The 12,637-nt window shown below is 46.3% G+C and carries 19 protein-coding genes; 9 read left to right on the forward strand and 10 right to left on the reverse strand.

Features of this window, described 5'->3' with window-relative positions; all coding sequences use genetic code 11:
• The first annotated feature begins 199 nt into the window (after positions 1–199).
• Positions 200–634, forward strand: a complete 435-nt coding sequence (locus QLH52_RS11800; RefSeq protein WP_319961678.1) for a tyrosine-type recombinase/integrase — start codon at positions 200–202, stop codon at positions 632–634.
• Between the two features lie 1,527 nt (positions 635–2,161).
• On the opposite strand, the gene QLH52_RS11805 is transcribed toward QLH52_RS11800, so the two are convergent.
• On the reverse strand, positions 2,162–2,707 hold the full coding sequence (locus tag QLH52_RS11805; RefSeq protein ID WP_319961679.1) for an RcnB family protein: 546 nt from the start codon (positions 2,705–2,707) through the stop codon (positions 2,162–2,164).
• A 518-nt stretch (positions 2,708–3,225) separates the two neighbouring features.
• Here QLH52_RS11805 and QLH52_RS11810 point away from each other — a divergent pair.
• Positions 3,226–3,465 carry a hypothetical protein gene (locus tag QLH52_RS11810; protein WP_319961680.1) on the forward strand — a complete coding sequence of 80 codons (240 nt, stop codon included), beginning with the start codon at positions 3,226–3,228 and terminating at the stop codon, positions 3,463–3,465.
• A gap of 286 nt (positions 3,466–3,751) precedes the next feature.
• Here the strand turns inward: QLH52_RS11810 and QLH52_RS11815 are convergent, their stop codons facing one another.
• Together QLH52_RS11815 and QLH52_RS11820 are read right to left on the reverse strand one after the other, a co-directional pair.
• Positions 3,752–4,489 (reverse strand): HIRAN domain-containing protein, encoded by a 738-nt coding sequence (locus QLH52_RS11815; protein WP_319961681.1) that lies wholly within the window; start codon positions 4,487–4,489, stop codon positions 3,752–3,754.
• A 5-nt stretch (positions 4,490–4,494) separates the two neighbouring features.
• A complete protein-coding gene (locus QLH52_RS11820) occupies positions 4,495–5,400 on the reverse strand; it encodes a HipA domain-containing protein (RefSeq protein ID WP_319961682.1) in 906 nt (301 codons plus the stop codon).
• Positions 5,401–5,912: 512 nt separating this feature from the next.
• Between QLH52_RS11820 and QLH52_RS11825 the strand changes: the two genes are divergently transcribed.
• Together QLH52_RS11825 and QLH52_RS11830 are read left to right on the forward strand one after the other, a co-directional pair.
• Positions 5,913–6,110, forward strand: coding sequence for a YodC family protein (locus QLH52_RS11825; protein ID WP_319961683.1), 198 nt, complete (start codon positions 5,913–5,915; stop codon positions 6,108–6,110).
• Positions 6,107–6,373, forward strand: a complete 267-nt coding sequence (locus tag QLH52_RS11830) for a DUF6953 family protein (protein ID WP_319961684.1) — start codon at positions 6,107–6,109, stop codon at positions 6,371–6,373. Before QLH52_RS11825 ends, QLH52_RS11830 begins: the two co-directional genes overlap by 4 nt.
• 219 nt (positions 6,374–6,592) lie before the next feature.
• Here QLH52_RS11830 and QLH52_RS11835 read toward each other — a convergent pair whose 3' ends face one another.
• From QLH52_RS11835 to QLH52_RS11850, 4 genes are all read right to left on the reverse strand, one after another.
• Positions 6,593–7,021: a hypothetical protein gene (locus tag QLH52_RS11835; RefSeq protein ID WP_319961685.1), complete on the reverse strand. Its 429-nt coding sequence runs from the start codon at positions 7,019–7,021 to the stop codon at positions 6,593–6,595.
• Positions 7,022–7,204: 183 nt separating this feature from the next.
• Positions 7,205–7,438, reverse strand: coding sequence for a hypothetical protein (locus tag QLH52_RS11840; RefSeq protein WP_319961686.1), 234 nt, complete (start codon positions 7,436–7,438; stop codon positions 7,205–7,207).
• Positions 7,435–7,656 carry a hypothetical protein gene (locus QLH52_RS11845; protein ID WP_319961687.1) on the reverse strand — a complete coding sequence of 74 codons (222 nt, stop codon included), beginning with the start codon at positions 7,654–7,656 and terminating at the stop codon, positions 7,435–7,437. The genes QLH52_RS11840 and QLH52_RS11845 overlap by 4 nt, the downstream gene beginning before the upstream one ends.
• Positions 7,653–7,928 carry a hypothetical protein gene (locus QLH52_RS11850; RefSeq protein WP_319961688.1) on the reverse strand — a complete coding sequence of 92 codons (276 nt, stop codon included), beginning with the start codon at positions 7,926–7,928 and terminating at the stop codon, positions 7,653–7,655. Before QLH52_RS11850 ends, QLH52_RS11845 begins: the two co-directional genes overlap by 4 nt.
• Positions 7,929–8,330: 402 nt before the next feature.
• On the opposite strand from QLH52_RS11850, the gene QLH52_RS11855 reads away from it, so the two are divergent.
• The 3 genes from QLH52_RS11855 (at position 8,331) to QLH52_RS11865 (ending at position 9,510) form a co-directional block, all read left to right on the forward strand.
• Positions 8,331–8,618 carry a hypothetical protein gene (locus tag QLH52_RS11855; protein ID WP_319961689.1) on the forward strand — a complete coding sequence of 96 codons (288 nt, stop codon included), beginning with the start codon at positions 8,331–8,333 and terminating at the stop codon, positions 8,616–8,618.
• Between the two features lie 153 nt (positions 8,619–8,771).
• Complete coding sequence (locus tag QLH52_RS11860; protein ID WP_101053490.1) at positions 8,772–9,077, forward strand: DUF6794 domain-containing protein; 306 nt, start codon at positions 8,772–8,774, stop codon at positions 9,075–9,077.
• Positions 9,078–9,126: 49 nt separating this feature from the next.
• Complete coding sequence (locus QLH52_RS11865; protein WP_319961690.1) at positions 9,127–9,510, forward strand: hypothetical protein; 384 nt, start codon at positions 9,127–9,129, stop codon at positions 9,508–9,510.
• Positions 9,511–9,648: 138 nt separating this feature from the next.
• Here QLH52_RS11865 and QLH52_RS11870 read toward each other — a convergent pair whose 3' ends face one another.
• Together QLH52_RS11870 and QLH52_RS11875 are read right to left on the reverse strand one after the other, a co-directional pair.
• Complete coding sequence (locus QLH52_RS11870; protein WP_319961691.1) at positions 9,649–10,314, reverse strand: Rha family transcriptional regulator; 666 nt, start codon at positions 10,312–10,314, stop codon at positions 9,649–9,651.
• Positions 10,311–10,568, reverse strand: coding sequence for a helix-turn-helix transcriptional regulator (locus QLH52_RS11875; RefSeq protein ID WP_225892906.1), 258 nt, complete (start codon positions 10,566–10,568; stop codon positions 10,311–10,313). The genes QLH52_RS11870 and QLH52_RS11875 overlap by 4 nt, the downstream gene beginning before the upstream one ends.
• A gap of 172 nt (positions 10,569–10,740) precedes the next feature.
• Between QLH52_RS11875 and QLH52_RS11880 the strand changes: the two genes are divergently transcribed.
• Both QLH52_RS11880 and QLH52_RS11885 read left to right on the forward strand, forming a co-directional pair.
• Positions 10,741–11,139, forward strand: coding sequence for a lysozyme inhibitor LprI family protein (locus tag QLH52_RS11880; RefSeq protein ID WP_051670315.1), 399 nt, complete (start codon positions 10,741–10,743; stop codon positions 11,137–11,139).
• Positions 11,136–11,930: a hypothetical protein gene (locus QLH52_RS11885; RefSeq protein ID WP_319961692.1), complete on the forward strand. Its 795-nt coding sequence runs from the start codon at positions 11,136–11,138 to the stop codon at positions 11,928–11,930. The genes QLH52_RS11880 and QLH52_RS11885 overlap by 4 nt, the downstream gene beginning before the upstream one ends.
• A gap of 146 nt (positions 11,931–12,076) precedes the next feature.
• Here the strand turns inward: QLH52_RS11885 and QLH52_RS11890 are convergent, their stop codons facing one another.
• Positions 12,077–12,406, reverse strand: coding sequence for a hypothetical protein (locus QLH52_RS11890; RefSeq protein WP_129871434.1), 330 nt, complete (start codon positions 12,404–12,406; stop codon positions 12,077–12,079).
• Positions 12,407–12,637: the final 231 nt, after the last annotated feature.

The following is a 12,637-nucleotide window of genomic DNA, read 5'->3' on the forward strand; positions in this document are numbered from 1 at the left end:
CACTCACAGGACTTTTCGAAACGTGTCGAAGAACTGGTATCAACTGTTTGCCATTAGTGAACAATTTATGATCTATACCAGCCATTGACAAAGACACCTCGAACGGCAGAAGTTGGCCGAAACTGTAAATTCACCTATCTCGATAGCTGACATTCAACGGCTTATTGTCGCGGAATTGCGGTGGGAGTGGGAGATCAAGGTGTCGGAATTGAACACTTCGATTTTTCTGGTTCCTGGTGAGTTCACCAAGAATCAGACGACATGTTTGCTGGTGCTAAACAGTGTGGCAAAAAATGTGGTCGATAGTCGGCGCGGTAAATCGAATACCCATGTGTTCGGTTTCCGTGGAAAGCCAGTGAGTAGGATGCATAATACCGCCTGGAAAAATGCGTGGAGAAGAGCTGGATTACCGATTGGCGATAGCGTGTTATCTGGCCCACACAATCTTCGGTATACCTTTGCAAGGCGTTTGCGTTTGGCTGACGTACCGCTGGAGACCCGAAAGGCGCTCATGCATCACATTGATGGCGACATCACGGTGCATTATTCACCTGCGGAGGTTGGAGAGCTTCTTGCTGCGGTTGAGAAATTGACCAAAGTAGAAGGGGTGACCATGTTGCGTTTGGCATCATGATTTACCCACTGGGTAATTTGGAAGATTGCAGGCACAAAAAAACCAGCTCTGATACTCTCAGTAACTGGTTGATTTGTATATCAATTCAGTGGTGGGTCGTGTGCGATTCGAACGCACGACCATCGCATTAAAAGTGCATCACCAACGAATTGAAACAACGTGAAACTGTAGTGTATTCCTTATATAGCGGTAGTTTCAAGTTGTTTCAATCTGAGTCGATTTTGTATCAGTTTGTTTGACCAGTGCGCCTAAATTTACGCCTTGCAGTGCTAGTGCGCTCGATAAAATCATATAGCCAAATTATTATCATGATTGTGCCTAACTTCTGAAAGCCACTCTGCAAAAATGGTAAACACAAAATTAAGACCTACGATCAAAACTGACGTGACGAAAAAAATTAAAGCAACCAGATCCGCGACATATTTCATAGGAGTTCCCCATTAATTTAATTTCCTTGAGTTCGATTATCCAGTTATCAGAGAATCATGCCGTGCAAGGCTTCGCAGTTTTGACCGCACCGACGCCGGTTAATTGCGGATATGTAGCGCAATTCACACTTCCTAAATTGCTAACAATAAACACCGAAAACCTGCCGGGTTATTAACGGAATTGCATCGCTCCATCGTATAAATTTGGTCGGCAAAATACATTACTTGGAGAGGGAATATGCACGAACACCGGCCAAGCAAAACAAACATTAAACCCGCGATAGATCGCTGTGGTCACGATTCATTTTTGACAGAATTTAAGCATGGCGAGCCGACCGGCAATTATATTTGTGCGGGATGTGGGCGTCATCTTTCGGAGATTTTGCAAACGTCAGATGCACAAATGTCATATCCCCCCGTTCATTCGTTGAAATAAACCAGCGGTCGCGGAACACCTAAATACCGATCGGTAACAGTTACCGACTGCTCGTGATCGGTTGCACTTGAAAAGATAGACGAATCGCTAAGAACGAACTTCGGAAACCGCAACACTAATGCCATTTTCCCCTCGATATACTTACCTTGCGTTCAATGGCGATTGATCGCAGCCGGCCCGTTCTCCCAAATGATCAGGCCGGCATCTTGTCAGTTCATGAGATTGCAAGGATGCACCAGCCGGCAAGCCTTATACGGGGGCTTTGCCGGCTTTTTTATGGCTGATACCCACCACCGCTACCCCTTTTGTCCCTTGGCCTTGGCCAACTGCGCCAGGAAGTAGGTATCGTAATTCCAGCCTGGTCGAGGCGGCGGCGGTGTGCGTGGCTTTGGCATGGTCATCATTGTGATATTTCGAGTTTTAAAGCTGATAGTTTATGCCTCGGATTGGGTGTTGCTGTGGCAATGTTCCTGCCGTGATCAAACCACCGGTTTCAGGTTCAAATCCTCAAGGTAAATCTGCACACAACCCAATCTACGGGCAAAAGTAAATATCTAAAGCCTGGCCTCCCGTCCCACTGAAACCCTTTATCGAATCGCCCAAGCCAAAGTGAATGAGTTCTGGTTAAAGATGGTCCCGAACTTCAAATGCGTGCGGCGTTTTTTATCTGCCTAAGTTATAAATGATGTCGCTAATAACACCAGTCGCAAGATTTAGCATCAAAATGTCAGACGCGGATTGCACATAGCCATAACCAGCAGGAGGCTGTCCAAGTCGGTACAAAAGTTCAGGTGGCAGGTAGTTATAGGATGCACTCTGAGGGAATCGTTGGCCAATACTCCATTTTTTTGCTTGGCCAGGCGGCATACAGCCATTACGTTTTTTAGCCAAGCCTGGTGGACAATGGCCTGAGCGTTCTTGCTCATAATAGTAGTTACGAATTTGAACTCGGTGTTGATCGTTAAATAAAAACTGTCGGACCGTTTCGTATGAGTTGGGAGCAGGATTGTCATAACGACTTTCACCTTCGATGCGGTAGTTATGGCCGCCATCATCGTGATCACGTTGTTCGTAATCATGGCGTTTTTCTTTGTGCGATTTGTGCTGTTTGTCCTCATGGCTTTTCCAGTCGGGCTTTTCAGCCCAGACGTTGCCTGCAAAAATGCTGGTAACGGCGATGATGAGTAGGCTTTTTTTCTTGGTAAACATGACGTGCTCCCTTGGGTTAGGTACGTGCAAGTACAGTCTAGCACTGGCAAGAAACACGGCAAACGGGAATTGGTTTCGGAGTACGTCAGAGTAAAAGTTAACTATCACTTCTTGCTCTCGTCTGATGGAGTCGGCAATACCAAGCCTAAATCAGATGAACGCAAATTTGCTGGCGTCTACATGATGTCGGCATTACCGACGCCATCAAAACGACGTGGGTGGGGATGGTCATAATGACCATGCGCAGTTTTCAACAGAAACCTAGCAAATTAGCGGGCGGGCGAGGTGCGGGAGAATTTCCCTTTACCTATCAAGGCCTTGTTTTGACTCAATACCTGGAATTCCGGTTATTGGCCTGGTAATTGTATCAATGCGGGATGATACAAAACAGCTCAAGGCCAGTAAATTCGCGGAACGAGCGGCGTTTCCTATTTTAATTCCTGGAATTCCAGGTAATAGAATCCGAAGCTGGTCCTGATTTTGGACCAGTCTTTAAAGGAGGTTATGGCAAGCCAATCATGCTGATAAACGCCACCGCTCAGGCTTTACATGGTAACTGTTTGTTTTGTGCGGACAAGTCAAAGCAGGAATTCCAGCTTTGCAGTAAATTAGCGGGCTGGCGCACCGTTCAGGGCAATCCTGAGCGGTCGGAATTTAAACCGGGAATTCCCGGTATTAGCCCTGTAACTGTTTGGCTGGACCTGCCGTCAAGTCGATATTGCTGCGAACGTATGCCAGCGCCTCTTGAAGCTGTTTGAACTGATCGGAAAAGCCTTTCCACCTTGTCTGGGTGCGTCCGCTGCATGAGCGTCTTTAGGCTCTTAATTACCTGCTCTTTCTGGTCGTCGTTCATGGGCTTCTCAACCAGTCCACCAAAGAACAGAACGCCATGCGCACGATGAGCAACCAACAAGCTGCATTAACTTCGTTTATCAGCTTGTTTCGTTCTGCCTCGCCGGCAAGCTGCCAACCAATAAAACAAATACGGGGGACAAAACGGAGGACTTTAGAAACAAAAAACTATAGCATTTTGGTCGGTGACAGCTACGCGGCAACCGCCACACTATCCAAGGGCAAATACTCATTACCTGCAAACAGCTCAAAACCAGCAGGTAGTGTGAATGCGGCACGGCAAAGCAATCTGAATTGAATAGGCGCATCGAGATTCAACCGCTCAACAGTTAATTGCACATCAACCTGATCAAGCACTCGTCGCAAATCTTGATTCAAATAGCGCGGACAATACCCTACTTTTAGCGGTTCATCAGTTTCCAGGCGTAGGGCAAAACGATCTTTTGTATTATCGTCTTCTGGCTTCAAAGAAAGCCTATCCCCAATTTGAAGTCTATTAACTTGCAGCAAATTCGCTTGATCAAGATAGCGCAAGCCGTGACTTAAAAAGAATAGCTCGATTTGACCATTAGCATTTGGTTCAGGATGAGGATAAACGCACAACTCATCGGTGCCGCGTCTGCCGCCGGAACGAGCAAGTAACTGCATCGGGTCATTTTGCTGAGTTGGATCAAGCGCCAGCCAGCGCACATAATCCGGGTATTCGGGTCGTGAACGACTTAACACCCGATTTGAAAACAAAGGGAACAATTCGCGGGACACATAACGCTGATACAAGCTATGCATTCTGCCAAGATATTTAAAGCGTGGCGAAGTCAATGCTCCCTGAGTGTAGACAAAACAATAGGTGTCGTTTTGTTTATATAGTTTCCCCACGGTATGCCATAGCCGTGTTTCGGGGTCTTGCCAAGCGATATAGAGCGATTTCATGACGTTTATTCCTTTAAAATCCGTTGCTTGTTTAATTCTAAAAGGGCTACGGCAAATTCAATTGCAGCTTCGCTTATTTCCGAAGAAGGTATTTTTTCAAATATAGCCAAACATTGCTGCTTCGATATATCACCTAACATTTCTCGCCAGCAACTAGCGGCATTAGGGCTCCTCTCAGCAGCCATTTCAAACACTCGGACTGTCGATAATGGTTTCTGTTCAGTCTTGTTCAAATAAATTGCTGAACGGGCCTTTTCAACATAAGCGCTAATATGGCGCCTTGGATCACGAGATTTTAATCGATCTTTGCGCACCTGATCAGTCTCGTTTTGCCCCATAGATGCGGCATGATCATAAGTTGGGGCTAAAAATATCGCATCATTATAAGCAATTTCCCCCCAATTTTCATGGTGTCGATCTTGATTGGCTATCCAGGCATCCAATAACAAATAACCCACAAAAACATCAAAAGCATTCTTGATGCCATCTCCCGGCGATACCCAATATAAAGGCAACAAAATCTCAGAACTGTTCAACAAGGCATGGATTCTCCCAAAGGTATGGTCACTTACCTGGTAACGCTGGTGAGTAGGATAATTGATGTGAATCTCGGAAAGCAGCTCATTGCCCATTATTAAGCGGCCGTCCTTCGGCACAATAGTTTCACTCACAATACACTTATGGTGTTTCCATAATGCAAATTCATAATGCGCATGAGGCAAACCCAGCAAAGAACACAGCTCGCAAGCCACTTTTTCTGCCCAGTTTTCACCGGTATTGGCGCGGCCAATCTTCAGCAAATATCGCTTTGCATCAATATGCAGCCAGTATTTTGTTTTGGTTCCTAGCTGTTCAGGCAATTCCGGAGCATCATCAGCAATAGGAATGATTGGGTAAAAAGGCACGGTCATTTTCTGCGTGTCACGCTTATCAACGCTCCATCTCTATTGCGTGTTATAGGCAGCTTGAGTTATCCGTGAAATATTGATTATCAAAACGACCTTTCTTGATGCTTTAGATTTTACGCAAGAACTAAAGCACAAGCCACTATTCCAGTTCGCAGTAATCTCATCCCGTATCGCCGATGTATTCCTCCCCGATATTTCTGACTCAACCGAGACTAGCCAAATTTGCAGCTTGATATCAACAACTGCAAGGTCACAGGCGACATGTAGCATCTGTCTTATATCCGCCGGCTTCGATCTGCTGTGCCTTGGCTTGGATGTTGGGCCTCGGCATGGCCGTAACTGGCCGATCTGGATCAGCCCTGCCCCCGACAGTTCGACCAAGCAACAGGGCTTTTGTCGGTTTAGTCGGTAGTTGTAGAGGCCTGCAATCAGCCGTCAGTTGAAATTTCTCGGTTCTCTCCCAATAATAGCGAGTATCGAGGGATTGGCCCTCGCCGCTCAGAAAAGGAATAAAAATGGTCAAGGGTAAAGAAGAATTCGCCGTCGGTACTATCGTCAAGCTGAAGTCGGGTGGGCCAGACATGACGGTGCAAACATCGGCTAAAGATGGCTATCTGTACGCGCAGTGGTTCGCGGGCAAGAAATTGGAGCAGGGCCGCTTTCCGGTCAATTCGTTGGAAGAGGTTCCGTCCGCGCCGAAGGCCGAAGGATGACACCCGACACAGTGGCGGCGTGGATGCTCGCACAGGTCGAGCACGAAGGCTGCATTTACCAAGATGACGTGGTGGACTACATTGTAAAAGCCAAGCGTGAAGATTTGCTGACTGAGAATGCGGATGGCAACCAGGTTGTCGGCAAAGCGGTTCTAACTGCTTTCCTCAAGCGGACCGAAACCACGGTCGTTTGGGTGAAGCCTGAGCGGTATTGGCGTTGGCGTGTTGCAGAAGATGAACTAGGTCGAGAAGCGCGTGGCTAAGAGCTTGCCTGGGCGTGGGGAAAACTTCAGTTGCAGTTAATTCCGGTTCAAAATTGCGCTGATTGTGGGTTTTTGATTGCTGGTTGCTACAGGTAGTGGTGACGTATGGTTTTATCGTGCAACCGCTCGATACTTGCCTATCAAATGCTCAACAGATATTAAGCATCTGCTGAACCTTTAACAGACACAAAAAAAGCCGGGGGTTTCCCGGCTGCTGGTCTAGTGGATTGTTTGATCTGATTGGAGGCTATCAAGAAATGTTCTTGCGCTGGTACAGTAAAGCACCGCTGCGACATGCAGCAATATAGGGCTGTAGCGATCATGGTTTTCCTTCGAATCGAACTCGAACCTGTAATCATCACCATCGAATGCAATGTTTTTCAATCCGATTGTTTTTAAATCGTAGTCAACGACATCCAGTGCGAAGCGGTCATCTGCCTCATTCTTCAAGTCCTGCAAAAAGCTATTAAATATCGCGAAAAGAATGTCAAGATCGAGTTCCTTTAGGTTTATTAAACATTTATAGGTAATCAGAATATCTGATCTCATTTTGGCTTTTGCGCTTGGTGCGTAATGACTGTCGACAATATGGTCTAAAGTTTTACCAACAATGTCATCTTCAGCTTGCTGTATTTTCGTAATTTTCATGTTTATTTCACCTAAAAGAATAACTGATACCGGGCATTGTTGCCGCTCGACTGCATTTTACAAAATACTCTGTTGCCTTACGTTCCCACCATCCAAGTACTCCGCTTGCGCGCTCGGCAGATTGCATAATCACATCTATCACGGTCTCGCCGGCACAGATGGGTTTTACAAAATTCGCGGCGCTCATATTGCTAACCTCTTACGACCGCGTTTCTTTTCAGCTTTTGTGGTTTCATCAGTCAAGTTGTATTCTTCGAGAAGCCATTTTTCAATTACAGCAACAGGCCACACATGCTTAGGAACTTTGCTCGAAGGCGGTGGAACCTTGCCGTCTTTAATCATTTGGTCAAGAGTTCTCAAGCTGATCGAAATTGCATTTGCAAACTCTTGTCGATCCAGTGCTAATTTATTGTTCATGGCGCACCACCATCGCTTTTAGCGGGATTGGTAGTGTCGCCCAAGGCCTCTTTGATTTCTCTAAGTTCGCGTTCCACCGCCCACAGTGAATAAATAACAGTGTCAGTATACGCTGGGGAATAACAGGATTCGGCCAGCAATAAAATCACGGCGTGGGCGCGTTGCGCGGACTCAAAAAGAGTATCTAGCCTTGGTAGGGTTGCTGTGATTGCGTTCATGCTGCACCGCCTTCGACAGTTTCTTGCTGCTTGTCGGTGACCGAGTCGTCTTTGCCCCAGATGGATTCAGCAAGTAGGCGCTCAGCAGAATCGATCTCGCCCTGAACGCTAAATAATGCGTTTACGACGTTTTGATCCTCAATAAGGCATGCGCAGTTATCCAGAATAATCGTCAAGACTGCATTCGCACGTTGAATAGTGTTGTAGCAGTCGTGTTTATTGAAAAGCGCGGTTTCTTGGGCGGTTTCGCCCTGGTTGGGTTGGGTGGTCATAGCGGTACTCCTAGAAAATATGAATAACCGCCGCCGAGCTTCTCACGGCATAGGCGACGGGATTGAGTGGGGTGAGAATACCGTATCTAGGCACGGCCAGCCTTTCGGCTGCCCAAACAATCCCGCCATAAAAGAGGCACAGCAAAGCCGTGCAAAAATGACGCGCATAAAAAAGCCACTAATGGCAGTGGCGTATTTTACGCCTAGATAAACAGGTTCTCACGCCCGGCGCCGAATGTGTCGGCACGGTTAAAGCTTAGGCTTGGTGCTGTGGTGGTGTCAAGGAAATTTTTTTGACCCAATAAGGGAATGAGGGTATTGCCTAGAGGCTTTCGGTAGGTAATGATATAGCTGCTCTATTTACTTTTATTCCTATTTTTTCAATCACAAGAGATAAATCAAATGACGGATACAAAAGATTCAGAAACTCAGGATCTATTAACGAGCTTAACTCTTTCGAGATTACATGAGTTATCAAAGCAAATGACACTAGACACAACAAATCCGTTTGAATTTAAAGAGACTCTAAAAATTGTAACTAAAGCCTTGGTATTGGCTTTAGACCGTAACGAAATTACATTTAGTAATGACGAAACGGCCCATTACTTTTATTCTCTTCTGACTATCCTAATAGATCATTCAATCGATGGTAGGCTTAAAGATATGTTCCAAAACGCTACGATTAATTGATTTATTTCGATTAATAGATATTTCTTTGGTTGAGTTTATTTTCTGACGTAATGGTCTTTGATTGGTCAGTTATCCCCAACTCCTGTGGACAACCCTGTGACAAAGCCGTGACAACTCAACCTAAGTAGTCGCCAGGCAACAAGGAAGGTCAAATTGACTGAAATTTGGTCAGCACTCAGTAGCGAGATATTGCGAACACCACGCACGGTTGACGAGGCTGTTGACCGGCTTTTGCTCATCATGAACGACACCGAGCGCCGGGCACTTGCCAGCGCAGAGGAAGACGAACTGGTCGAGTTCCACTTTTGCCTTGGTGTAGCGATCCGGTATGCGTTTGGGCTACACAAACCCGAAAGCGAATTGGCGGCGGCCTGCGGTACCGGCATTCATCCGGACGATGCAAGTGGCGTCATTATCCGGGCGCTTTGGGAACGGCTTCAGGATGGCAAAGGTAAATAGCCAGACTGTTGCCCCTAAGTTGGCTCGCTTGCGGTCGGAGGCCGAGAGGATGCGGAAGCACCCCGGAATCTACCCAATGGAGCGTTGGCTAAGGCTGCCACTCGCATTGAGCAAGGCCGGGCAATTTGACGAAGCTATCAATGAATTTCACCGGCTTCTTGATGAAGTTGACTGGCGTTTAAATATCGAAGTCCCTAGGCAGAGGCCTGGCGGCGATCCTCCGCGCTCGGTGTTTCTGGAAAAATTCGGGCATCTCAGTCGGTTTCAGATTTACGAACAAATGAGCTTGGCCTGTAAAAGGCAAAATCTGCTTGAGCCAGCAGCGCGTTACATCTTGTTGGCCGATCAACACTATCAGGCGTTTTTGGATCGGTCGGTGGTGTCTTGCGCTCACAGGTCGACACACGAGCGCCATGCTTCCTCGGATATTTAGCTTTCAGGATAATGACGCAAAACAGAGGTTAAAGCCCGTAGCCCGCCAGATTCCTGAACACTCCCCACTGGGAGAAATTAAAAATCGACAAAGCCTGGGCAGGTTTACCACATTGAAGGATAGCCCCCATTTATTGAATCAAGCGACCAGTGCAAGCCTTGGGTGGTTGGCCCGGTACTGAGAAACGAAATCATCCATCAGCTTCTTCCTGTCAGCCTGCTTTGGGTACCGCGTCATTAACAGCATGTTGCGCTTCCGGATCGCCGCCAGTAGCCGCGTGTCGTAAACATCCAAATCAGCTTCACTGATTGCTGCCCACTTGCCGGTCAACGCCCTGTTACAGAACATGTGCTCTCCGATGCAATGCCCTTTGGTGGTTTTCTTGCCGGCGGATTCCCGAACGAATTGCAGCATGTCGGTCATTTCTGATCCGGTACTGCGTTTTGCAGCCAGTTCAGACTTTCGGCCTGGTTCTGAAAGAATTCGACGCATACGCTTAAACTCGCGAACCAACTCCAGTTTGAATTTCCGGACTACCTCGTTACTCCTCATGTGTGTTAAGAGCAGCATGGCAGCGTAGTCGTCGAGCACCGCGATTTCTTGATCCTGGACACCTCCATTAGTCTGAAAGGATCGGATTTCAAATCCGACCCTTCCGACGTCTTCCAGGTCGGATTTGAATTTTCTAGCAAGCTTGATTGTACTCTCGTGTTTTACTTTGCACTGTTCAGCAATAATCAAGGTGGTAGTTGTCAATTTCTGTCCATGAACTTCGACCAGCTTCAATTTTGCATCGGTGCTCATGCTGCCTCCACGTCGATAGCTAAGTCGAAACTTTCAAGCAGAGCCAGAATGTCCGATTTTCGCCAGGCAGTTGTCCGCTTACCAAGCTTGATCGGTTGCGGGTATTCGCCCGATGCTACGCGGGCCAGGAACGTTGATCGACCAATCGGCAGCAATGGATCAATGCCGCGCTTTTCGTCGCCTGTGATATGCCAGACGCGCAAATAGCCTAACGCTACTGCCGCCATTCTGTGTGGGCTTGGTTTGCTTGCCATCGTGACCTCCTAAATAGGTCTAGTGAACGATGGTGATATGTTGATGGATGATTTCGGGCCTATTTGCGCCGTTTTCCGAATTTGAAATAGGGCCACACGAACCACTGCGCATTGACCGTCGCAGCGCTATCGGCTACTTTTGGGCTGACTTTTACTGTTGGAGGAAATGGGTATGTGTAAGGGAATGATGTTTTTGGTTTTCGTTTTGGCGGCTTTTCCGGTTGTTGTATTAGCGGATGATGTTAATTTATCTGATCAGTACAAAAAATGCGTGGCTGATTCTGGTGGCGTCACCAACGAATTACTCGGTTGCATTTCAACGGAAACCGAAATTCAAGATGCACGACTGAATAAAGCCTACAAGTCAGCAATGACCGGAATCGAAAAGCAGAGAGTTAAAGCGCTACAAGAAGCCCAAAGAGCATGGTTGAAATATCGGGACGCAAATTGCGGATTTTATGCAGATCCAGACGGCGGCACATCGGCGGCTATCAATTCTAACGAATGTATTGTTTCTGAAACAGGGAATAGAGCAAAAGAGCTTGAAATTATTGCGGGAAGCAGACCATGATCAGAAAAATTATATTTTACCCGATTCTATTTTTATCAGCATGCGCAACTATTGATGATTCTGTTTATTCACCATTCTATTTTGGGCCAGACAATATTTCAATCGGAGACGCCAGATTAAAGGTAAGGCAATTCGTAAGAGAAAATCCAAATAATTTTTCAGTATCAAGAATGGCTTGCGATTCTTTGGGTATTTATGCTCAGAATTCTAAGCCTATCAATTATCCTTTGAGTACGTGTGAAAAAGAGGCTCAAGAATATTACGCCGAAATTAGGTCTGAAATTAAAGCAAAGTCCTATTCGGCAAACAAAGATAATTTAGCGCGTCAGCAAGAAAGAATTGATGAGGAAATACGCCAAATAGCGGCAAAAAAAACAGCGGAAGAAGAGGATAAAAAGCGAAAGAAAGATGAGTTAAAAATATTACTAAAAACAGGAAAAAAGCAACCAGAATCAGTCGAGGAAGCATCAATTTTTTATGATGCAAAGCAAGGAGAAGCATTAGCAAACTCGCCAAAAATAAAACCTGATAACCAATTTTATTCAATGGTTGGAATGATTAATCGTATGGATGGCGACAATATTTTTGTTGCGCAGCTACTAACTAGCAGAAGTTATTTTAAGGTTCGCATACCTGAAAAATTAAAAGATGAATTCGAGAAAACAGCAAAAGTAAATGGATGGTTTGGCATTGTTGGGAAATACACCGAAAACAGCGAAGTGCTATTGGTGCTACTTCAATCGGTGCCTGTTCCTATTTTTGATGCAGTTTATTTTCAATCTTTAAATTGAAATTGGAGAAAAAAGGGCAATACAAAACTAAGTCGTTCGCCTATCGTTTTCCGGTGGGTTAATAGGTCATTAACCGCTAATAACGTCCAATAAATAGCAAAAAGCCGCGACGGTGTGCGGCCTTCAAAAATGTCACCAGCAATGACTTAACGCCACTCGCCCGTTACCGGGTCTTGGATGAATAAATTAAGGACAAATGGCTCGTCTCGCTCAAAGCGACCGGATTCAACGTAATCGAAGGCCATATCAACGGTATAGTCGCCTTCCCAGCTTTCAATCCATTGGCATTCCAGGTCGGCTGAGCCTTCGGGTGGTAGTACCAAAAAACGATCTGTCGCATTCGCATGCCAAGCCAGCCAGTAACCGTTGCTGGTTTTAGCGTAAGTAGCGGTACCAAGCCACCTTGATAGCTCCTTGTCACCGTTTGCCATCTGCATCGCGATACGTGGGCGGTAGCCCTTGAATAACATTGCCATGACGTCAAACACCGCGTAATGATTGAGTTGATAAAAGGCCAGGATTGTTAGCGAGTGGTCAAGAGCCGCTCGAACCTGCTTAACCAGATTGAGAAACCAGCTAACCCGCTACCGTGGTCAAGAGCCACGGACGAATTAGCCGGTAAACTTCTTTTTTGGGATGCTGCGCTATCATATCTCGCTGATACTGGCATACAGCCTGCCTTGCAATCCGATCACCATAAAGCCAGT

It is taken from the genome of Methylomonas defluvii, assembly GCF_033949435.1.
Taxonomy (GTDB): domain Bacteria; phylum Pseudomonadota; class Gammaproteobacteria; order Methylococcales; family Methylomonadaceae; genus Methylomonas; species Methylomonas defluvii.